The sequence below is a fragment of the Fluviicola sp. genome, from assembly GCF_039596395.1.
GTDB lineage: Bacteria > Bacteroidota > Bacteroidia > Flavobacteriales_D > Crocinitomicaceae > Fluviicola.
Map to the genome: position 1 here is coordinate 231,723 of NZ_JBCNJT010000004.1, position 22,607 is coordinate 254,329.

Consider the following 22,607-nt stretch of genomic DNA (forward strand, 5'->3'; position numbering starts at 1 on the left):
CGCCATGTCCCGAAAGAAAGTTGCACTAAGTTTTTTGGATCAACTGAAAAAACTAGTTTACGGCTTCCACAGCAACGATTTCAGGAGCAACTCTTTTTACTGCTTCTTCCAATCCTGCTTTAATCGTCATCACACTCATGGAGCAATCGCTGCAAGCTCCGAGTAATCTCACTTGAACAACGCCCTCATCAGTAATATCAACTAATTCCATATCCCCTCCGTCAGCGTTCAGATGCGGTCTCAATTCACTTAACGAAAGGTTGATTTTATCAGTTAATTCGGATTTATTTAACACCATCTTTTTGTGTTTTTATTGCTTTACGCGCTTTGAGCACGTTTACCTCGTCTACAAAGATACGCACTAATTCTTCAAATGCTAATGCCGTAGGCGTATTTTCCTGAAATACAGCAGGTCGGCCCGCGTCTCCGGATTCGCGCACCCCCTGAACCAATGGAATGTGCCCCAGGAATGTTTCGTTCATTCCGGCAGCCAGGTTTTTCACTCCGTCACGCCCGAAAATGTAGTATTTGTTTTCCGGTAATTCAGCCGGTGTAAACCAGGCCATGTTCTCCACCAATCCAACGATCGGAACGTTGATCGTATCCAGTTTGAACATGTTCACTCCCTTACGCGCATCTGCCAAAGCCACTTCCTGCGGCGTGCTTACGATTACTACCCCGTCCAGTGGAACGGTTTGTACCAGGGAAAGATGAATATCACCCGTTCCCGGAGGAAGATCGATCAGTAAATAATCCAATTCGCCCCAGTAAGCATCCGTAAACAATTGTGTCATGGCTTTTGCTGCCATAGGCCCGCGCCAAACGATCGCCTCATCATTCTGGGAGAAGAATCCCATCGAAAGGATCTTGATCCCGTAACTCATTACCGGGTTGATCATCGGTTTTCCGTCCACATCCAGCATGGTAGGGCGTTCACCGTTCACATCAAACATCGTCGGGATACTAGGCCCGTAAATATCTGCATCCACAATTCCCACGCGGTATCCGGCTTTCGCCAATCCTCCGGCCAGGTTCGCAGTAACGGTAGATTTACCGACACCTCCTTTCCCGGAAGCAACTGCAATGATATTCTTCACTTCAGGAAGGATCTTGCGGTGTGTATCGCGCGCCTCGGAAGGCATTCCTTTTACCATGCAGGTAATTTCGATATCGTCACCGAAAACACGCTTCAAATTGAACTCAACAGCTTCCTGCATGCGTTTTCTGGCATGCAAAGCCGGGTTCGAAACATAAATTGTCAGGGTAATTTTCGAACCTTCAATCTGCAGGTCTTCTACAAAATTGAGTGTTACGATATCTTTCTTTAGATCGGGCTCCAAAATGGTTCCCAATACTTCCAACACTGCTTCCTTGGTCATGGTAATTTTTTTACACTGCAAAAATAGCTATTCGTTCCCGGAACTTCTCTTAAAAGCAAAAAAAATCCCGATCTATACGTAAGATCGGGATCATCAGTTTTAAAATCGTATTATGGTCTTCCGGCCGGTCTGGTCGGTCTGGTTGTCGGAGTTACAGTTCCCGGTCTGGTTGTTGTTGGCCTGGTCGGAGTGGTGGTTTTTCCATTATTCCCTCCGTTTCCGCCATTTCCGTTCCCGTTCTCATCATCAACCGTTCCGTTTGTTCCGCCATTCGGACCGCCGGAACCTTGTCCCGGATTGGATTCATCTGTTCCATCCGTATTGTTTCCGTGTCCGTTGTTTCCGTTTCCATTTCCGTTCGAACCGTTTGGATTCTCAACCGGACGAGATACATTAATCACACACGATTTGGTATCGGATCCGCTCGCGTTGGTAGCTGTAACCACCAATGGAACCGACACGGTAGACAATGTTACATTCACCTGGAAAGAGAATGTCAATACATTGCTTTCGATGCTTGAAGTAAAGGTCACGTTCTCTCCGTTGTATAAAATACTTACCTGGCTTGCATTTGCTACGTTTTGAACCGTTCCGGAAATCACTGCTGTTCCTGGCAGGAAGGTAGCCGGACAACGAATCGGATTAGTAAATGCGATAACAGGAGCAGGAATGACTTCCGGAGTATTGTAAATCACGATCTTGGAATCAGTAGCCGTCCCACCGGGTGTAACAGCAGTTGCCACGATGATGTTTTGTCCAAGCACATAGGTTGCATTGAACTGGATTCCTCCGGTACCTGCATTGAAATTAAAGTTAGTCACCACACCGTTCAGCGTTACTGAAACCTGTGACGCAGAAGTAACACCTGTCGTCGCAATCATTACAGTTTGTGCAGACTGATCTGTTTCCAAAGGTGACATGGAAGGACTTGTAATTTGAATGGTCGGAGCAGGAACAACCACTACTTCTTTTCTCACCACGTTGATCGACTTACTGTTCTCGCCGCATTTGTTTTTAGCAAGAATCACAAACGCATTTGCTCCCACTACCAGGTTTCGGTCCAAAGTCAGAACTCCTGTCTGCTGGTTGTAAACAAAACCGATCACCTGCCCGTTTTGGGTCACTGTAATTTCCGACTGACTTTCCACGTTTGATACTGTTGCAGAAAGATTAAATCCATCCGAAGTCACTGCAGCATTATTCGGAGAAGAACTTCCGGTAATAGTTACCACCGGAGGTTTGCACACGATGCGGGTAACTTTCCAGCTCACTTGTCTGGAACCACATTCATTCGTTACGATGATATCGATCGTATGCTGGCCTTCTGTTAAAGTAGCATTCAATGTTACGGTATGAGAAGCTTCGTCGTAATTGAACGCAACAACTACTCCGTCAACCTTGCACTGGATCTGTGAAACCTGTGTTACATTGCTTACCGTTGCCGCTACCGAAGCGTATTCGCTTTCAGTAATCAGTTCTTCACGAACCGGTTTCAGGCGAACGATTTCCGGTGCAATACATGGTATTACTTTCGGCTTCATCACAACAACCGTTGTACTGGAAGATGTTCCGCATGCATTTGTGGATTTGATCTCAATGGAATTGGATCCTTCAATAAGTGTCAGTGCTTTTTCAAACAGGGAAGTTCCGGCATTGAACGTTCCGGCTGTTTGCAGGTTTCCGTTCAGGTAAACCTCAATCTGGTTCACGGAAGTACTATTCGTTACACTCGCTTTTACCACAAATGCCGTTGTTTCAACCGTTGTATTCTGCATAGCAGGATTACTGAATGTAATAACCGGTTTGTTACAAGGAATTTCAATACGCTTGTAAATCACCGAAGTTGAAGCTGTGTGGCTTCCGCCGGCATTTGTTCCGGTAATCTCGAAAATGTTGTTTCCTGCATTCAATGTGTGATTGAACGTCACTTCCAAAGTTGCCGGGTTGAATGTCCAGAAACCTGGGTTTACAATTACCCCGTCTTCTTTCACCACGATCTGAGACTGCATGGTCACATTCGTCACTTTTGCTCTTACTATGTAAGCCGGTGAAGAAACTGTTTGTCCCGGAGTTGCCGGATTGATAAAGCTCACCACCGGAGGCAGGATCACTTCGTCGCGCTTATAGATGATCTGAGTGGCATCCGATGAGGTTCCCGCACTGTTTGTTGCAGTAATATTCACGGTATTTGCACCCAAAATCAAAGAAGCATTCATCGTCAGCACTTTTGTTGAAGTGGAATAAGTAAACCCTGAATAAGGTGCTCCGTTTACCAATACCTGGATCTGCTGTTGATTATCCACATTCAATACGGTCGCTGCCACATTGCTATTCGGCACATTCACCGTTTGAGGGTTAGCAGCCGGGTAAGTAATGGTAACTACCGGAGGCAAAGTCGGATTCGGTGCTCTGTAATTGATCACTGTTGTTTCAGCATCCGAACCGGCAGCATTCGTTGCAACAATTTCGATTACGTTTGCTCCGTTCACCAAACCGGTAGTGAATTCCATGATTTCACTGGAAGCCGTATAGATGAAGTTTGTAGAAACCTGGCCATTGATCTTTAATACGATCTGGCTTGCTGTGCTCACAAAACGAACACGGGCTTTCACCAGGTAAGAAGCATTTAATGAGGTAGAAGGATTCAAACTCGGATCAATGAAAGAAACAACCGGAGGCTGAACCGAAACCGGTTTTCGGTAAATGATTGTTTGCGTTTCACTGTCAGTTCCGGCGCTGTTTGTTCCCGTAACGGTGATGATATTCGCACCTTCAATCAAAGTCACCGCAAAAGAAGCATTGCTGTTCACAAACGTAAAGTTGGTAACATTTGCCCCGTTCACATTCACGTTCACCCCGCTTTGGCTGGTCACGTGAAGCACAGATGCGATTACATTCTGTATTCCCGCTGATGTCGTATAAGGATCTACATTCGGAGTTGTAAACTGAACCACCGGCGGTTGCACTGTTTCAGCCCGTTTGTAGATAATCGTTGTTTGTTTGGAATCTGTTCCGTCTGCATTCGTTCCGGTAACAGTTACCACATTTGCTCCCGGAACCAGGTTCAATGATTCGGTAACACCGTTTGAAGCAGCATTGTAGGTGAAAGTTGTCAGGTTTGTACCATTCAGTGTTACTTTAACCTGGCTCTTCTGAGTTACGTTCAATACGGTTGCATTCAGGTTGAATACCGGGCTGGAAGTTTCGTAAGGATTTGTTCCGGGATTGGTAATCGTTACAATCGGAGGTTTAGGAGCCACCCGGTTGTAAATAATGATTGTTGTTGCAGAAGCAGAACCGGCAGCATTCGTACCGATTACTTCAAATACGTTTTGTCCCGGAGATAAGATTACATTGCTGGTGAATTTATCCGTTTGGGCATTGTATGCGAAGTTGTTGTTGATGGTACCGTTTTGCTTAAAGCTCACGTGTTGCGCATCTGCCACGTTCAATACATCGGCAGTCAATGCAAACGTATTTTGGTTCACCGTATACGGATTGATATTCGGATTTACGAAGTAAACTACCGGCGGCTGGATGGTTTGCTGCGGCTGGTAAATAATTGTTGCTGTTTCTGTATCGGATCCGTATTGGTTGGTACCTGTTGTAACAACTACGTTCGAACCGGTCACTAAATTCAATGTCGAAGCGATTCCCCGTGTAGAAGCATTGTAGGTAAATACTACAGGGCTTCCGTTCAAAGTCATCGTAATCTGGTCCTTTCCGGTCACATTCAACACAGTTCCTGTCAGGCTGAACACCGGGTTTTGAACAGTCGTCGGATTGGAAGCCGGATTGGAATAAGTCACAACCGGAGGAGTTGGTGTTTCTCTCACATAGTTGATCACCGTTTGGTCCATATCCGAACCAAAATCGTTCGTTCCCGTCAATTCAAAGGTATTCTGACCCGGAACCAATGTCACGGTACTTTGGAAATCCTGTGTAGAAGGATTAAAGGTGAAATTGGTGATGTAATTTCCGTTTTGTCGGAAAACCACGTTCGAACTGGAACTCACGTTCTGAATTTTCCCTCTGATCACATACGTATTTGAATTTACGGTTGTTCCACTCGTACTCGGGTTGGTGAAATCAACTACAGGAGGAGTTCTTGTCGGTTGTGTCCAGGTTGGGTTTGTAACAACCGGCTGGCGCACTGTATCCTGATAAGTCATGTGTTCGTAATGATTTCTGATGTGGAATTTCAAATAAACGCTGGTGTAGTGATACCAGTCATTGGTATATTTTCCTTTCGAAGAAAGATGACCGTCAAAGTTGTCAGCCATAGTAAAGGTTGTCTTGTGCTCAATTCCCAATGAAACACCTTTGGCAATCTGGTAGCCGATACCGATACCTACACTTGGCATAAATTTCCCCATGCTTGCAGGCGAATTCAAATCCGTATCGAATTTCTTATCCGTCATGGAATGAATTTCCGTTTGTGTATAAGAACCTGAAGCGAGTTTGGTTGAATCATACAGGTACGTAAATCCGTCAGATCCATGTAAATCTCCTTTGGCACGATACCAGGTATAGCCGATACCTCCGAAAATATATGGGTCCCAGCCCGTACGTTCTCTCAACTTGTTAAAATGGATTGCCAATTCCAGGCTCAATTCGTGCAATCTCGTACCGAAATTCATCACTACGGGTTGACCCGCAGCATTGTATTCCTGGTAAACAGGATTGGAAGAAACGTTCGTAGAATCGGTGTTGTATCCTTTCCAAAGCCCGGTTAAGTAACGCAAACGCAAATCAAAACTGATCGGTCTCCCATAATTGTAATTGAATTGATGGCCTACTATCAGACCGTATCCCAGATCCAGCTTGTATGGAACATCTGTTTTAGTCCACGTTCCACCGACGTTTAAACCCCAAAACCAACGACTGTCGTTGTCGTAGTTGACTTTTTCATTCTGGGAAAATAAGGTGGTGGCAAATAGTAGACTTACAATTAGCGTGTAAAAATATTTCATAGTCTAAAGTTTAATCTATTTTGTGGCTTAACCATTCCTGTGCCAAAAAAGCACAAAAAGGTTTCCATTTAACAAAATTGACGGCGCGAAACTACGAAAAAACCATTAAAATATCCCTGAATGTATTAGTTTTACAATCATATACGCATCTTTCGCACATGAATCTCAGCGCTGTTAAAGTATTGTTAATCTCATTTTTAAGTGTGACTTCCGGGTTCGCCCAGTTGACAAACGATGCATGCCCGACAGCTACACCTTTGTGCCCGAATGTTTCGGTTTCCGGTTCCAATACCGGAGCAACAGCAACGGTCTGTCCGGGATGTGAAGATGACTTTACTTTTTGCTTTTCGGGAACGAACAGTGTTTGGTACCAGTTCAACACCAATGTAACCGGTGGTGATGTTACGTTCAATTTCAGCAATCTCCTGTTCAACCTGCAGGCAGGAAGAGGCACCGAATTGCAAGCCGCGATCATACAGGCGGTCGTTCCCTGCGATGCTGCAACCTATACGCTCATCAGCAATTGTGAATCCGGCTCTGCAACAGCATTCAGCCTGACAGCAGTGGGGCTTCCTGCAAACACCACTTATTACCTGGTTGTTAACGGCGCAAAAAATGGCGGAGCAACACTCCCGGCAGAAGCTTCTTTTGATTTAATCGGATCAGGAACAGGATTCGACAGGCCGGCTCCGGGACTTTCGATCGGGGGACCGACAATTACAGTATGTCCGCAAACTCCGACTTCATTTACAGCCTATCTAAGCAATTGTACAGATACCAGTGATTTCACCTGGTACGTGAATGGTGTTGTAAAAGCTGTGACTCAGTCCTCTCTATGGATTACAAGCAGCTTACAGAACGGAGATGTCGTTTCCGTAGATTGCAGTTGTTTTGACGTTTGTCCGCAGGCATTGAATGCTACGTATCTGGCTGTAACAGTTGATCCTTTGACGGTTGATGCCGGTCCCGATTACACGATCCAGGCAGGTAGCAGTGTTCAGATAACAGGTACTTCAAACGGAACCGATTTTATGTGGAGTCCGACGCAAACATTGAATACTCCCTACTCCATTACAACTTATGCCTCGCCGGAGGAAACCACCACTTACACTTTAACAGCTTTGAACGCAAATTGTTCCCTTTCCGACGAAATGACCGTTTCCGTTTCCAATAACCTCACTATTCCGGGAAGTTTCTCACCCAACGGAGACGGAAGCAACGATAAATGGATCATCGACGGAATTGGTTTTTATCCGGATGCACAGGTAGTTATTTATGATCGCTGGGGACAGAAAATTGCAGAGATTTCCGGCTACAGTTTAACTAAAGCCTGGGACGGAACCAATAAAGGCAAACCCGTTTCGGATGGGGTTTATTTCTATTCATTGGATCTGCGCCAGAATAACGACACCAAACCCCTTAAAGGAAGTATTACCGTAATCCGCTGATGAAAAAAACACTGCTTTGCATACTTGTTTTGATTGCTTCCTGTTCTTTCGGACAGCAAGTGAGTCACATGTCGCAATGGATCCATCATCAGTATGCGATTAATCCGGCATATACAGGAATCAAAACCTGCCTGGAAGCACAATCCACCTTCCGGGGACAGTGGATCAAAGTTGATGGAGCACCTTATTCCGGATGGGTAAGTGTTCACGCTCCTTTGCAATCGAAGCGCAGAAAATTCCTGAGCGGAAGACATGGTTTGGGCGGAATGGTTTACCTGGACAATATCGGTCCGTTCCAGGATATCCGTGTGCAGCTTTCCTATGCGGGACACTTTAATTTTTCACTGACCAATCGTTTATCACTCGGACTCGCAGTAGGTGCCAGACAACTTTCATTCGATTTGAATGAAGCAAAACCTTTGACTCCCGATCCGACCATTAACGGAAGTGCTTCTCAAATCCTTCCGACAGCTACTTTCGGTGCGTGGTGGAACGGAAAGAACTATTTTGCGGGATTTACTTTGTATGAACTCATTCCTCAGAAATGGAATGTAATCGGTACGAACGCAGGATCAAAAATGCATTGGATGGCTACAGGTGGATATAAGTTTTATATCAATCCGAAAATCAACCTGTTTCCCGGAATGTATGTCGCATACACCAAAAACACGCCCATTGAGTTGCAGATCCATGCTTTGGTCGAATTTCAAAGCAAGTTCAATCTCGGTCTGGGTTTAAGAAACACCGATGCGCTGATTGCCATGGTTGGTTTCCGGTTCAAGGAAAAGTGGAAACTCGGATATTCCTACGATTTCGTTCTTTCAAAGCTGCGTCCGAACACTTTCCACTCCCACGAAATCACCCTTTCTTTTTCTCCTTGCAAACAGCGTTCGGAAAGCACTTCCGGTTGCGCTGATTTCGACTAGAAGGCTGTGCTATTCCCATTTCACTGTTTATAAGTATCTCCTGGCCTCCTCTCAGCCGCCCGATTTCTTTCGAAATTTGAGTTTAAAGCATTTGAATGAAAACACAACTTTCTATAATCGCACTAATTGGCGCATTGACAGCATGCGTACCTGCAAAAAAATACAACGAACTTCTTGAAAGAGAAAAAGTATGCAGCGAAGAACTGAGTAAATACAAGGCTTCAAGCATCGAAAACGAAGGAAAAGCAAAAGACCTGCAAATCATGGTCGATCAATTCCGTAAAGACATCGTTACCTTGAAAAAGGACACATTAGAATTGGGATCAAACCTGCGTTTCCTGCAGTCACAATACGATCTGATGGTTGCGCAAAATGAAGCTTACGAACAGAAACTGGATCAAATGCGAATGAAGGGAGCCAAAGAATCAGCCAATTACCAGGCAGATATTGAAGCAAAGAACCAGGAACTTCAACGCAAAGAAGACGCTTTGAAAGCTTTGGAAAGTGAATTGGTAGCCAAGGAAAAACTGCTTATCGAGCGCGAAGAACGCGTGACCGAACTGGAGGAAATGATCAAGCGAAAAGACGATGCCATGAAGCAGTTAAAAACCCGTGTCTCCAGTGCTTTAAAAGGATTTGAGAACAAAGGGCTCACCGTTATTGAAAAGAATGGTAAAATATACGTTTCTCTGGAAGCCAAATTACTTTTCGCATCCGGAAGCACCACGGTTGAACCGGATGGAAAAAAGGCTTTGGTGGATCTGGCAAAAGTATTGGAGAACGAAAAGGATTTGGAAATCATCGTTGAGGGACATACAGACACGGATAAATTGGCAAGCACTGCTCATCCGAAAAACAACTGGGAATTAAGCGTACTCCGTTCAACGGCCGTTGTAGAAATTATGATTGGCAATAGCAAAATGAACCCCATGCAGCTAATGGCGGCCGGAAGAGGCGAATATCATCCGGTTGATCCGAAAGACAAAGCAAAAAACAGACGCATCGAAGTGATTATTTCACCGAACTTAAACGAGCTTTACCAAATTTTAGACGGAAAATAATCCGGAATGGACTTTCAAGAAAGGCACTCTTTTGGGTGTCTTTTTTGTTGAAAATAATTCGTAATTTAAAGAAACAAAAAGAAAGGTCATTCACATGGAACAAACATTGGTTATAGGAGCAACAACGAAAGAAGATCGTTACGCAAACAGGGCAATCCGCGCATTAAGAAGCCACAATTATCCGGTAGTAGCTTTCGGACAAAAAGAAGGTAAAGTGCTGGATGTGGATATTGAAACCGAATGGAATCCGGATTGGGATATTGAAACAGTTACGTTATATCTTGGTCCGCAAAACCAGGAAGGTTACATCGACAAGATCATAGCATTGAAACCGAATCGGGTGATCTTCAATCCCGGAACAGAAAACCCGGCGTTTGTCGAAAAATTAAAAGCCGCTAAAATATACCCTGAAATTGGCTGTACGTTAGTGATGCTTTCAATAGGAACTTATTAAAACATAAAGCCTTGCAAAAATGATTGCAAGGCTTTTTTATTTATGTTATCCGCAAAGGGAAATGTGCTCTTTCAATGCGTGGATAACGGTTTCAGCAATCAAAGTATGAAATGCGTTTTTCCCGTCTTCAGGAGCTTTTTCCAAAGCATTGTAATAACGAAGCCTGTTTTCCAATTCTCCTTTGATATTAGCAATGGGATAACCACTTTGCATCAAAATCAGGTTCATGATCAAACGGCAGGTTCTCCCGTTTCCATCAATGAAAGGGTGAATACGAACGATTTGTTCATGCATTTCTGCAGCCAATATCACCGGATGGAGCAGCGATTTATTTTTTTTATAAAAGGCAAAGACCTCTTCCATCATTGGATTAAGCATATATGGCTCCGGTGGCAAATGAGCACTCCCCGAAATACGAACTCCTATGGAACGGTAAACTCCGGCGTTTTCACGATCAATTCCTTTAAGGATCAAGTGATGGATTTCCTTCAGAATGCGTTCAGAAAAAGCCGTTTTTTTTTGGATCATTTCTCCCAGATAACTGATAGCTTCGGAATGATTTATCGCTTCCAGGTGCTCTCTGACAGATTTCCCACCAACGGTTATTCCATCATTAACAACCAGATAAGTCTCCTGAAGAGTCAGTGTATTTCCTTCAATCCGGTTACTTTCATACGTATAATTCAGATTGAAGTATTCTTCCATTTTCTTTAACTGAAGTTGATTGAGAGGCCGTTTAGAAGACCAGATCTCCAATAATTCAGAACATTCTCTTAATAAATCATTTAATTGGGGAGAAATTACTTTTTGATAATCTGCTTTATTCTGACGATCGTATTTAACCCGCTCTTCAGCAACTTGCATAGCTTTCTCGAACAAACGGCTGTCTTCATCAAACAGAGCATAAATCCTTTCACCAATCCAACTTGCCCTGGTACTATCTTCATCCAATTCCAAATGAGAGATCAATAGTTGTATATGCTTTTCGGAAGGTGTTCTTTCTCCTTTCTCATATTTGTTCAATAAAGCGATATCTATTCCTGAAACCCGCGACAATTCTTTCAATGTATAATTGAATCGCGTGCGTGCCTCTTTTAAAACATCCTTTAATTTCACCTTTTGACAAATTAATTATAGACTAATTTAGTCAAATTTTTTGGATAAAAAAATCCCCGAATCATTTTCGGGGATTTTTTTACAATATCAACATCGCATCTCCGTACGAATAGAACTTATATTTTTCTTTTATTGCTTCATGATAAGCTTCCATCATTAAGTCATGACCGCAGAAAGCTGAAATCATCATTAACAAGGTAGAAAGCGGTGTATGGAAATTCGTTACCAAACTATCTGCAATGCTAAAATCGTAAGGAGGGAAAATAAACTTGTTGGTCCAACCATCAAACGCTTTCAACATGTTATCAGTAGAAACGGATGTCTCAACTGCACGCATGGAAGTTGTTCCGATAGCACAAACGCGCTTCTTATTCCTCTTCGCTTCATTCACGATGCTGGCAGCTTTTTCAGTGATGATCACTTGCTCGGAGTCCATTTTATGCTTCGTCAGATCTTCTACTTCCACAGAACGGAAAGTACCCAATCCTACGTGCAATGTTACTTCAGCAAAGTTTACACCTTTCAACTCCAAACGCTTCAGCAATTCACGGGAGAAATGCAATCCTGCAGTAGGCGCCGCAACAGCTCCTTCTTCTTTCGCATAAATGGTCTGGTATCTTTCCTCGTCAGCTTCTTCCACATCACGCTTGATGTATTTCGGAAGCGGAGTTTCTCCAAGTTCTGTAATTTTTGCCTTGAATTCTTCGTAAGGACCATCAAACAAGAATCGCAATGTTCTTCCGCGGGAAGTAGTATTGTCAATAACCTCAGCTACCAATGAATCATCATCACCGAAGTACAATTTATTTCCAATTCTGATCTTACGTGCCGGATCAACCAATACATCCCACAAAAGGCTCTCACGGTTCAATTCTCTCAATAAGAACACCTCAATCTTAGCACCCGTTTTTTCCTTGTTTCCGTACATGCGGGCAGGGAATACACGTGTGTTGTTCATAATCATAACATCACCTTCACCGAAGTAATTGATAATGTCCTTAAACAAACGGTGCTCGATTTTTCCGGTATCGCGGTGGACTACCATCAAACGTGCTTCATCACGGTTTTCACTTGGGTATTCAGCAATCAGTTCGTCCGGAAGATCAAAACTGAATTCAGAAAGCTTCATTTTATTCATACAAGCTGTATTTTTATCTGCTTTAAATCAAAAGAGGGCAAAATTACAAAAAATCAGGGTATTTTACAAGGGTTGTCCCTCAATGAATTCAATCCATTCTTCAACACTCTTAGAATCCTGAATATCATAAATGCCAGACTTCGTTCTTCGCAATGCAATAAGGGTCGCACCACATCCGAGTTTTTGTCCGAAATCATGTGCAATTGAACGAATATAGGTGCCTTTCGAGCAGGAAATCTCAAAATCAACTTCCGGAAAACGGGTTGCATCAATCTTGAAATCCATTACTTCAATTGTATTGGCTTTCAATTCTTTTTCAATTCCGGCCCTCGCATAGTCATATGCCCGTTTGCCATTGATCTGTTTGGCAGAAAACAAAGGCGGAACCTGTTGCTGCACGCCCAGGAAACTCAAACGAACTTCTTCCAGCTGTTCCGGAGTAATCCCGGCAGTTTCCTTGTCTGAATTGTACTCAGTTTCCAGGTCGTAGGAAGGGGTTGTTTTTCCCAAAAGGAAAGTACCGGTATACGTTTTAGCATCTGAAGTCAGGCCTTCAATGAGCTTCGTATGTTTTCCGATACAAATAACCAGTAATCCGGTAGCTAAAGGATCCAGCGTTCCTGCATGTCCTACCTTTAATTTCTTTACTCCGAGCCGCTTGCGAAGATGCCAGCGCAGTTTATTAACCGCATCGAAAGAAGTCCATTCAAAGGGTTTATCCACCAAAATGGTGCTTCCCTGTGCAAATTCCGTAATCATTAAAGGATTGTTAATTCGTAACCACAAAGCATCAGGATCAGAATAATCCCGCCGACAATAATTCGGTACCAGCCAAAGAGCTTAAATCCGTGTTTGTTCAGAAAACCGATAAATCCTTTGATAGCGATAATAGCAACTATAAACGCCACTACATTCCCAATAATCAATAAGTTGATTTGGTCACCGGATAAAGAGTCGTGTTTTTCAAAATAATCCAGGGTCTTTTTAGCCGTTGCTCCAAGCATGGTAGGTAAAGCCAAAAAGAAAGAAAATTCTGCTGCCAGCTTCCGGCTCATCTTCTGGCTCATTCCTCCTACTATGGATGCCCCTGAACGGGAAACTCCAGGTATCATGGCAATGCATTGAAAGAATCCAACTTTTAAGGCATCCCAATAAGTCATTTCTTCCATTTTATGGATACGCGGTTTATTGAACCAATTATCCACAAACAATAAGATCACACCTCCGACAAGTAAGGAAATGGCAACTGCCATCGGGTTTTCCAGTAACTGATCAATATAATCCGAAAGCAAAACGCCCAAAACAGCAGCAGGAATAAAGGCTACAATAAGTTTCAGGTAAAACTGCACACTTTGAAAAAAGCGTTTGAAATACAGTACAAAAACAGCCAGAATTGCCCCCAATTGAATAACAATCATAAACAATTTGGTGAAATCATCATTCTCAACCCCCATTGCAGCAGACCCCAGGATCATATGCCCGGTCGATGAAACAGGCAAAAACTCAGTTAGGCCCTCAATGAGAGCCAATATAATTGCTTCAAACCAATTCATGGATTATTCTTGAGAATTAGAATCTTTCGCTTTCTTCATGATGCCGTAAATCATTACGACAAATCCTGCTACAATCAAAATCGGAGCAATGGTAATCCGAACGGTAGAAAACAACTCTTTTTCATGGAAATCCGCAGGATTATCTGCTCCACCACCGATCATTAAGAGGTAGCCGATAATATTGATTGCCAAACCAATGAAAATGATTCGCAGGTTTTCTTTTTTTATGGGAAAGTCGAATTTATTGTTCATGCTGTAACTGAATGTGTGGCTAAATTAATATAAATCATCCAATTTCGCACGTAAATATTTGTTTAGCGCAAACCACGTGGAAACAATGGTTAAAATACACCCAATAATCAGAAGTGATGCAAAAAGCAGCAGCACATCCATCAGTTTCATATCAATCTCAATAATGTCGAGTACATTGTTCAATGCAAAAAATACGGTCATTAAAAAAGCCATCCCGATAATTCCTGAAACAATTCCCTGGTAAACTGCCTGCTTCAAAAATGGTCTTCTGATAAACCCGCTGGTAGCACCAACCAATTGCATGGTCTTAATGGTAAAGCGCTTGGAATAAAGCGCCAAACGAATGGTATTGTTGATCATTGCTACTGCAATCACAATCAACAGGGAAGCAACAACCAAAATCAGGAAAGCAAATTGTTTAAATCCTAAATTCACTTCTTCCAGGGCCGCTTTATCGTAATTTACTTCAGCCAGCATGTCGCCGTATTTATTATTCAGGCGTATTTCGATTTCTTTCATTCCTTTTTTAGTCACAAAAGAGCTTAGCGGCCGGAAGTTAATGGTCGGAGGGAGCGGATTCTCTCCTTCAAAAATGGCAAGAATCTCAGATGAGTTCTGATCGGAACCTTTGAATTCATCAATAGCACGTTCGGGTGAAACGAAAACCACTTCTTTGAAGCAATCCCATGATTTTAGTTCCTGTGCTACTTGCTTGATATCTGCTGGATTGTACTCCGATTTAAAGAATAAATCACCGTGCAGATTTTCCCGAGCTTGTCTTTGCAGCGAATCCAGGCCAATTACTCCTGCCAATACCAAACCTATCATAAACAGAACCAACGAAATTCCGATTACCGTTGAAACGTAACTGGTTCGCAGTCCTTTTTTTCCTGTTTTTTCGATTCCTTTACTCATCATTACGAAATTACACTTTTTCGATACATGCTCTTTTATCAATTTGAGAAGCTATTAACGAAGAAATGAACAAATTTTCAGCTTTCTGAAATTTTGCTGTTTTGATAACCAAAAAACGCCTATTTTGTACCAACTTTAATTCAAAAACCCTATGAAAAAAACATTCTTTTACGCAGCAAGCATTGCTTTTATCACTTTGGGAATGACCGCGTGCGGCGCTTCAACCGAAGAAAACAAGGAAGACACAGCAACAACCTATGAGCTGGATTCAAAAGCAACAACTTTGAAATGGAAAGGTACGTATGCCGCAGACGGACACACGCACAACGGAACCGTGGACATTTCATCCGGATCGATTACCTACAAGGGCGAGACATTCGAAGCAGGAAATTTTACGGTTGACATGAAAACGATCAAGAATGAACTGACTCCTGAAATGGGTTCTGAAGACCTGAACAGCTCCATCATGGGCGAAGGTTTATTCAACGCATCCCAATTCCCGAATGTAGACGTGGTTATAAACAGCATTTCAGACAAGGAAATAGATGCAACATTAAAAGTTGCCGGAAAAGAAGTTCCTGCTAAAATGCCTGTCACAGTTAAGAGAACAGACAAGGAATTGACCGCAAAAGGAAAATTCACCGTTGATTTTTCTCCGATGGACGCAGAAGGATTCAAACCGGGAACTGAAAAAGGAAAAGAAACGCAGTACATCAAGCCGGGTGTTGACTTCGAATTGAACCTGGTAATGAAAGCTAAGTAACTATCAATAGCATTCAAAATAATAGGCAAGGCTTCCTGAATGGAAGCCTTTTTTATGTCAATGATTCTACAATTTTATTTTCACGACCAACATTTCAAATCATTACATTTAAAACATCATGTTTTATTTCTAAAAATTTGTGATAATTTGTTTTCATCGAATCGTCGGATTTGTTTTTGGATTATTTTTGCCGGAAATTAATTTCAGATGAACGTTTTTAAATTTGGTGGAGCTTCTGTGAAAGACGCCAATGCAGTAAGGAATGTATCTCACATTCTTTCCCTTTTCCCTAAAGATCAATTGATTGTTGTTGTGTCTGCAATGGGTAAGACAACCAACGCCATGGAAGAGATCGTAGAATCCCTTTGGAACAGGAATGAAAAACGTTACATGGAATTAATCGAAGACCGTTACCAGTTCCATCAACTGATCGTTGCGGAATTATTCCCGGAAAAACATTACTTCATTCATCAGCAGATGGAAGAATTGTTTGAATCCCTTAAAAGCCGTTTTCACCTTCCGATTTCCGACAATTACAACTTTGAATACGATCAGATCGTTTCATTGGGAGAAGTTTTATCTACTATGATTGTAGAAGCTTTCATGAAAGAAGAAGGTCATGTTACAGCGTGGGTCGATTGCAGAAAAATCATCCGTACGAATCACGAATACCGCGAAGGCGAAGTAGACTGGGCAAAAACAGAGGCGTTGGTAAAAGAACGTTTATTGCCTTTGTTCAAGGAAAAACGCATCGCAATCACACAAGGTTTTATCGGGCACACTTCGGAAGGGTTTACAACCACACTTGGAAGAGAAGGTTCTGACTTCACCGCCGGAATTTTGGCGTATTGCACAAATGCAAAAGGAGTTACGATCTGGAAAGATGTTCCGGGAATGCTGAATGCAGATCCGAAATGGTTCGATGACACGATCAAACTTCAAAAGATTTCGTTCAAGGAAGCTATTGAACTTTCATACTACGGTGCAAGTGTTATCCACCCGAAAACCATTAAGCCGCTTCAAAACAAAGGCATTCCTTTGTACGTGAAATCCTTTATCGATCCGAATGCAGAAGGAACGGTAATCCAGGAATCCATGGATTTCGATCATCTGGTTCCGTCTTTCATTTTCAAAATGGACCAGGTATTGATGTCTTTCACACCAAAAGATTTCTCCTTTATCGTAGAAGAGAACCTGGGAGATATTTTCCAGCAACTGGCTTTCTACGGAGTAAGAATTAATCTGATGCAGAATTCAGCACTGAGCTTCTCCATCCTGTTCGACCGTTCCAAAACTGAACCGATGAAACTGGTGGAAAAATTCAAAGATCAATATTCTATTCGCTACAACGAAGGACTGGAATTGGTGACGATCCGTCATTACGACCAGGCTACTATTGACCGCGTCACCATCGATAAAGACATCCTACTGGAACAGCGAACACGACAAACCATTCGTATGGTCATGAAAAATAAGTAGGGACGCGACGCATCGCGTCCCTACTTATTTTTATTATCACATCGCCTCCCTACTTATTTTTATTGTCGCATTCGTCCTGCTTATTTTTGTAACGAATCCCTAAGTTTGCATTATCAACTATGAAAAACTTATGAAAGGACTCTTACATTCACTTTTCATCCTTGCACCTATTTTGTCGTTCGCTCAAACGAAAGCACCGGTCGATTCCATGTCTTTTTACTTTGAGTTCAACAGCCATGTCATCAATTTTCAGTATCCGCACAATTCGGACACAAAAACAAAGCTCTCCAAACTCAAAGAGCCGTCGCTGGTTCTACGCGCTTATACCGATTCAACCGGTTCCAAAGAATACAATCTCAAACTGGCAGAAGCACGATTGGAAGCAACCAAACAATTCCTGGACAAAACCTATCCAAAGCAGTTTAGCATCCGTACAGAAGTTGCTATCGGTGAAGACCTTTCACAGCGGTCGGATTCAGATAAACGGCGGGTAGACATTATTGCTTCCCACTCTTCCAAAACAAACAGCACCGAAATTGCCTCCAAAAAGAAACGGACCTTTGAACTTAATGTTCCCATTCAATTAAAGATCCAATTTGTTTACGGACGTGATGAGGTACTCAAAAGCTCTTATGAAGACATTCAATTCCTGATTGAAACGCTCCGGGAAGATCCGACGCTTTACGTAGTACTCGGCGGACACGTTTGCTGCGGAACAGACAGCAAAAACCTTTCAGGAATGCGCGCAGACCGCATCAAACAAATCCTTGTAATGGAGGGAAACATTTCAGGAAGCAGGATTAATGCCGTTGGGTTCGGAAACAAAAAACCGTTGTTTGTTGAAGATTCGGAAGAGCACCGCCAGGCGAACCGGCGTGTTGAAGCCACGTTTTATAAAAAATAAGTAGGTACGCGATACATCGCGTGCCTACTTATTTCCGCATACGGTGATAATAAAACAAAAAAAGCCTCGAAGATCGAGGCTTTTTTTGTTTATGAATTTCCCTTCAATGGTTTCACCGATTTAATCGATTTGGCCATCAGGTCGATAATGATCTTTTCAAATCCGTCATCACGGCTTCTGAATACATAGGTAATCCCATTGATTACTTTTTGTCCGTAAACATGATACGTTTTATGCTCTACTCCTACTGATTTGGAAGCGCCTTTCTTTCCGTCAACCTTCAGTTCGCGTTCGTATAAAATGAAATCGGGTTCATCCGTCAAGTACTTGATCTTATAAAAGTTCAGGCCGGCCAAACGCTTTTTCTCCGAAGAAACCATTTCACGGTCAGATCCCCAATCATCGATAATCATGTGAAAGTTCGGGCCCACCATCAATTCCCATTTGAAATCATCTTCTACGTGAATCACCTCAGGTTGTGTGGATGCACCGATATTCGCAGTTTCATCCGGTAGCATGATCATAACCGGAATATCGTATGGCTTCATGGAAAACCCTTGAAATTCATACAATTCCTCATCAGTCAATTCTTTACTTTCTTCTGAATCACCGCAGCGAACTGCAAGAAATGAAAGGGTTAAAAGCAATAAAAAGAGTGGAAATTTTTTCATACCTGTTTTATAATTATCCATCTGAATCAGACCTCAAACGGAGAAGTAATTAGGACAAATATAGTTTTTTTATCAATTTTGACCCAAAATGATGGTTTCAATTAATAGCAGCTCACCGGTTTGCTTTTAACGATCCGGTTGACAACATATTGAAGGGGTAAAAGTTATGGCAGGATACAAAATCCGGGACTTGGAAATTCTAACGGGAATTAAAGCACATACGATCCGGATGTGGGAAAAAAGATATGGCCTGCTCACTCCTCAAAGAACCACCACCCATATACGGACTTATTCTGATGACGAACTGCTTTTACTCTTAAACATCTCTTTATTAAACAAAAAAGGAATCAAGATCTCCAGGATTGCAGAAATGAGCACCCGCCAGATTTTTGACACCTCCAGATCGATACACGACTCAAGGGATGTTGATACGGCGATCGAAGAATTCATTGTTTCCGTTTTGCAGCTGGACGAACACCTGTTCAATAAAACATTCCGCGAGCTGAACCAAAAAGCACCTTTATCCGATATTTTTTCAGAACACATTATCCCATTTCTCAATCGGATCGGTATCATGTGGATGGTAGGAACTATTAATCCGGCACAGGAACATTTCATTTCCAACCTGATCCGGCAAAAAATCATAGCTGCCATCGATCAATTACCCATTCCCGATCCGAACGCAGAAAAAATCATTATTTACCTGCCGGAACACGAATGGCACGAAATCAGCCTGCTGGTTTATCATTATCACCTCCGCTCAAAAGGCATCAACAGCATTTATCTCGGCCAGGCTTTACCCTATGATGCTTTGATTAAAACGGTGGAAACATTAAAACCCAAAGGAATTGCATCCAGCTGGCTTACAGCAATCGAACCTCAAAAAATACTGGATTATTTCATACAACTCGAAAGAGATCTCGGTCATTTAAAGATCATTGCCGGTGGTTATCAGATCGATCAGCTGGGATCCGCTCTTTCAAAAAATATCCGCCGGATTCACACACTTTCTGATTTAGAGCAGCTTATCCGGTAAACTTTCCGGCACTATTCTTTCCGATTATTTCTTTTTGTTTAATCTTTTTATATATTTGTTAAACAAAAATGATTTTAGCCGATTGAGTCAATTTAAATTGTACATTCATTCCGGATAAGATTTATGTCACATTTAAACGGCTCAATGTCAGGAAAAAAAATAGCTATTATCGGTTCAGGTATTTCCAGTTTATCCTGTGCGTCATTCCTGGCAAAGGAAGGACACGAAGTGCTTATCCTGGAACAGAACGACAGCATTGGCGGAAGAGCACGTCAGTTTAAAACGGATAACGGATTTACGTTCGACATGGGACCAAGCTGGTACTGGATGCCGGATATTTTCGAGAATTTCTACCGGCAATTCGGCTACACTACGTCAGACTTTTATGAACTCGTCCGGTTAAATCCGTCCTACCAGGTTATCTGGGGCAACAATGACATTGATCCCATTCCTGCTTCGATTCCTGAAATGGAAGAATACTTTGAGAAACTGGAACTGGGAAGCAGTATTAAACTGAGACAATTCCTGGCAGATGCCGAAAAGAAATACAACATCGGGATGAAGGATTTGGTGTACAAACCAAGTCTGAAACTGACCGAATTTGCCGATACCCGTGTTTTGACCGGTTTATTCAAAATGCAGCTCTTCACATCCTTTGCTTCGTTCATCCGGAAATATTTCACGCATCCGAAAATCATTTCACTACTTGAATTCCCGATCCTATTCCTGGGAGCAACCCCAAAAGATACGCCGGCCCTTTATTCATTAATGAATTACGCGGATATTCAACTGGGAACCTGGTACCCGATGGGTGGAATGTTCGAATTTGTGAAAGCATTCGAAAAAATTGCGCTGGAACAAGGAGTCACTTTTTCATTGAACACGCGCGTTCTCGGATTTAATACTTCAAACGGGGAAATCCGGTCTGTTAATACTTCCCGGGGAGAAATTGCCTGTGATTATGTGATCTCCGGAGCGGATTATCAACACACCGAACAACTCCTGAAAAATAAAGCCAATTACACGGACAGTTACTGGGAAAAGCGAATAATGGCTCCCTCCTGCCTCCTGTTCTACATCGGTTTGGATTGTAAAGTTCCGAATCTGCTTCACCACAACCTGTTTTTCGATGAGGATTTTGACGCACACGCTTCTGACATCTATAAAAATCCGAAGTGGCCGCGCAAACCGCTTTTCTATGCGAGTTGTCCTTCGAAAACAGATCCTTCCGTTGCGCCGGAAAACGGTGAAAACCTGTTTTTATTAATACCGATCGCACCAAATCTTACCGATTCGGAAAAACAACGCGAAGATTATTTCCAGATCCTGCGAAATCGATTAATCGAAAAAATAGGGTTTGATCTCAATCCACACATTGTTTACAAGCGTAGTTATTGCATCTCCGATTTTGTAACGGATTACAACGCCTTTAAAGGAAATGCTTATGGATTGGCAAATACATTGAAACAAACTGCTTTATTGAAACCCCGTATCAAGAACAAGCATTTATCAAACCTGTTTTATACAGGGCAATTGACGGTTCCGGGACCTGGAGTTCCGCCATCTATCGTTTCGGGAGAAGTGGTCGCAAAACATGTGATCAAACAAATTGAAAAACAATATTAAACCACTGCTATGAAACAATTATTCGACACACTTTCACTGGACATGAGCGCCATGACAACCAAAAGGTACAGTACGTCCTTTTCCCTGGGCATCCGATTTCTGAGCAGAGACCTGCAGGCACCTATCCATGCCATTTACGGATTTGTGCGTTTCGCAGATGAAATCGTAGACAGTTTTCACGAGTATGAAAAGAAAGATTTGCTGAAGGAATTCAGAGCCGAAACTTACAAAGCGATTGAACGCGGCATTTCCCTGAACCCGATCCTGAACAGCTTTCAATGGGTGGTGAATACCTATAAAATTGACGAGGAATTGATTGAGATATTTTTGGATTCGATGGAAATGGACCTGGAAACCTCCCAATACGAGCGCACGGTATACGAGCGGTACATCTTAGGTTCTGCAGAAGTGGTAGGCTTGATGTGCCTCAAGGTTTTTGTAAGGGGAAGCCAGCTTGACTACGAAGAATTGCAGGAACCGGCCATGAAATTGGGTGCTGCTTTCCAGAAGATCAATTTCCTGCGCGATCTGAATGCCGATTATTACCAGTTGGGCCGCTCATATTTCCCGGAAATGAATTTTGATCATTTCGACCATGCCATGAAGCAGAAAATCGAAGAGGAAATCGAAATGGATTTCAAAGCAGGATATGAGGGCATTAAGAAATTGCCTAAAGACGCACGCTTTGGAGTTTATATGGCTTATCGTTACTATGTCAAGTTATTCCACAAGATCCGGCAAACAGATCCCCATATTATTTTGGGCGAACGCATCCGGATTCCCGACAATAAAAAGTACCGTTTGCTATTTACTTCTTATCTTCGTCATAACCTGAATTTATTGTAGTTGTCAGAAAGAATAGCAAACGACACGGCAAGATTCAGGTAATTCAGTACAAACAAATAATAGAAGA

20 protein-coding genes are annotated in these 22,607 nt (G+C 42.5%); 10 read left to right on the forward strand and 10 right to left on the reverse strand.

The features are described 5' to 3' along the window. Window positions 1-52: 52 nt before the first annotated feature. From ABDW02_RS18620 to ABDW02_RS18630, 3 genes are all read right to left on the reverse strand, one after another. Entirely contained in the window at window positions 53-298 is a 246-nt protein-coding gene (locus ABDW02_RS18620; protein WP_343637291.1) for a NifU family protein, read from the reverse strand. Beyond that, on the reverse strand, window positions 285-1,379 hold the full coding sequence (locus ABDW02_RS18625; RefSeq protein ID WP_343637293.1) for an Mrp/NBP35 family ATP-binding protein: 1,095 nt from the start codon (window positions 1,377-1,379) through the stop codon (window positions 285-287). Before ABDW02_RS18625 ends, ABDW02_RS18620 begins: the two co-directional genes overlap by 14 nt. A gap of 110 nt (window positions 1,380-1,489) precedes the next feature. Beyond that, the gene (locus tag ABDW02_RS18630; RefSeq protein WP_343637295.1) at window positions 1,490-6,352 is read right to left on the reverse strand and encodes a hypothetical protein; all 4,863 of its coding nucleotides are present in this window, start codon (window positions 6,350-6,352) and stop codon (window positions 1,490-1,492) included. A 158-nt stretch (window positions 6,353-6,510) separates the two neighbouring features. Between ABDW02_RS18630 and ABDW02_RS18635 the strand changes: the two genes are divergently transcribed. From ABDW02_RS18635 to ABDW02_RS18650, 4 genes are all read left to right on the forward strand, one after another. After that, window positions 6,511-7,800 carry a gliding motility-associated C-terminal domain-containing protein gene (locus ABDW02_RS18635; protein WP_343637297.1) on the forward strand — a complete coding sequence of 430 codons (1,290 nt, stop codon included), beginning with the start codon at window positions 6,511-6,513 and terminating at the stop codon, window positions 7,798-7,800. Then, window positions 7,800-8,726, forward strand: a complete 927-nt coding sequence (locus ABDW02_RS18640) for a type IX secretion system membrane protein PorP/SprF (protein WP_343637299.1) — start codon at window positions 7,800-7,802, stop codon at window positions 8,724-8,726. The genes ABDW02_RS18635 and ABDW02_RS18640 overlap by 1 nt, the downstream gene beginning before the upstream one ends. Window positions 8,727-8,821: 95 nt before the next feature. After that, a complete protein-coding gene (locus tag ABDW02_RS18645) occupies window positions 8,822-9,787 on the forward strand; it encodes an OmpA family protein (RefSeq protein WP_343637301.1) in 966 nt (321 codons plus the stop codon). Between the two features lie 94 nt (window positions 9,788-9,881). After that, window positions 9,882-10,241, forward strand: coding sequence for a CoA-binding protein (locus ABDW02_RS18650; protein ID WP_343637303.1), 360 nt, complete (start codon window positions 9,882-9,884; stop codon window positions 10,239-10,241). A gap of 45 nt (window positions 10,242-10,286) precedes the next feature. Here ABDW02_RS18650 and ABDW02_RS18655 read toward each other — a convergent pair whose 3' ends face one another. The 6 genes from ABDW02_RS18655 to ABDW02_RS18680 all read right to left on the reverse strand — a co-directional run bounded on the left by ABDW02_RS18655 (window position 10,287) and on the right by ABDW02_RS18680 (window position 15,215). After that, on the reverse strand, window positions 10,287-11,357 hold the full coding sequence (locus tag ABDW02_RS18655) for a Fic family protein (RefSeq protein WP_343637305.1): 1,071 nt from the start codon (window positions 11,355-11,357) through the stop codon (window positions 10,287-10,289). A gap of 79 nt (window positions 11,358-11,436) precedes the next feature. Then, the gene (gene queA, locus ABDW02_RS18660; RefSeq protein WP_343637598.1) at window positions 11,437-12,486 is read right to left on the reverse strand and encodes a tRNA preQ1(34) S-adenosylmethionine ribosyltransferase-isomerase QueA; all 1,050 of its coding nucleotides are present in this window, start codon (window positions 12,484-12,486) and stop codon (window positions 11,437-11,439) included. 72 nt (window positions 12,487-12,558) lie between these two features. Further along, window positions 12,559-13,254, reverse strand: a complete 696-nt coding sequence (gene truB, locus ABDW02_RS18665) for a tRNA pseudouridine(55) synthase TruB (RefSeq protein WP_343637307.1) — start codon at window positions 13,252-13,254, stop codon at window positions 12,559-12,561. Beyond that, on the reverse strand, window positions 13,254-14,048 hold the full coding sequence (locus tag ABDW02_RS18670; RefSeq protein ID WP_343637309.1) for an undecaprenyl-diphosphate phosphatase: 795 nt from the start codon (window positions 14,046-14,048) through the stop codon (window positions 13,254-13,256). Before ABDW02_RS18670 ends, truB begins: the two co-directional genes overlap by 1 nt. 3 nt (window positions 14,049-14,051) lie before the next feature. Continuing rightward, on the reverse strand, window positions 14,052-14,300 hold the full coding sequence (locus ABDW02_RS18675; protein ID WP_343637311.1) for a DUF3098 domain-containing protein: 249 nt from the start codon (window positions 14,298-14,300) through the stop codon (window positions 14,052-14,054). Window positions 14,301-14,324: 24 nt separating this feature from the next. Continuing rightward, window positions 14,325-15,215, reverse strand: a complete 891-nt coding sequence (locus tag ABDW02_RS18680) for a permease-like cell division protein FtsX (RefSeq protein WP_343637313.1) — start codon at window positions 15,213-15,215, stop codon at window positions 14,325-14,327. 151 nt (window positions 15,216-15,366) lie between these two features. On the opposite strand from ABDW02_RS18680, the gene ABDW02_RS18685 reads away from it, so the two are divergent. The 3 genes from ABDW02_RS18685 (at window position 15,367) to ABDW02_RS18695 (ending at window position 18,361) form a co-directional block, all read left to right on the forward strand. Then, window positions 15,367-15,978 (forward strand): YceI family protein, encoded by a 612-nt coding sequence (locus ABDW02_RS18685; RefSeq protein ID WP_343637315.1) that lies wholly within the window; start codon window positions 15,367-15,369, stop codon window positions 15,976-15,978. A gap of 207 nt (window positions 15,979-16,185) precedes the next feature. Beyond that, on the forward strand, window positions 16,186-17,457 hold the full coding sequence (locus ABDW02_RS18690) for an aspartate kinase (protein WP_343637317.1): 1,272 nt from the start codon (window positions 16,186-16,188) through the stop codon (window positions 17,455-17,457). 130 nt (window positions 17,458-17,587) lie between these two features. Then, window positions 17,588-18,361, forward strand: coding sequence for an OmpA family protein (locus ABDW02_RS18695; RefSeq protein ID WP_343637319.1), 774 nt, complete (start codon window positions 17,588-17,590; stop codon window positions 18,359-18,361). Between the two features lie 89 nt (window positions 18,362-18,450). Here ABDW02_RS18695 and ABDW02_RS18700 read toward each other — a convergent pair whose 3' ends face one another. Continuing rightward, a complete protein-coding gene (locus ABDW02_RS18700) occupies window positions 18,451-19,032 on the reverse strand; it encodes a hypothetical protein (RefSeq protein ID WP_343637321.1) in 582 nt (193 codons plus the stop codon). Window positions 19,033-19,198: 166 nt separating this feature from the next. Here ABDW02_RS18700 and ABDW02_RS18705 point away from each other — a divergent pair, with 166 nt between their 5' ends. From ABDW02_RS18705 to ABDW02_RS18715, 3 genes are all read left to right on the forward strand, one after another. After that, window positions 19,199-20,068: a MerR family transcriptional regulator gene (locus ABDW02_RS18705; protein ID WP_343637323.1), complete on the forward strand. Its 870-nt coding sequence runs from the start codon at window positions 19,199-19,201 to the stop codon at window positions 20,066-20,068. A gap of 144 nt (window positions 20,069-20,212) precedes the next feature. Next, on the forward strand, window positions 20,213-21,694 hold the full coding sequence (gene crtI, locus ABDW02_RS18710) for a phytoene desaturase family protein (RefSeq protein WP_343637325.1): 1,482 nt from the start codon (window positions 20,213-20,215) through the stop codon (window positions 21,692-21,694). A gap of 9 nt (window positions 21,695-21,703) precedes the next feature. After that, window positions 21,704-22,540, forward strand: coding sequence for a phytoene/squalene synthase family protein (locus tag ABDW02_RS18715; protein ID WP_343637327.1), 837 nt, complete (start codon window positions 21,704-21,706; stop codon window positions 22,538-22,540). The last annotated feature ends 67 nt before the right edge of the window (window positions 22,541-22,607 follow it).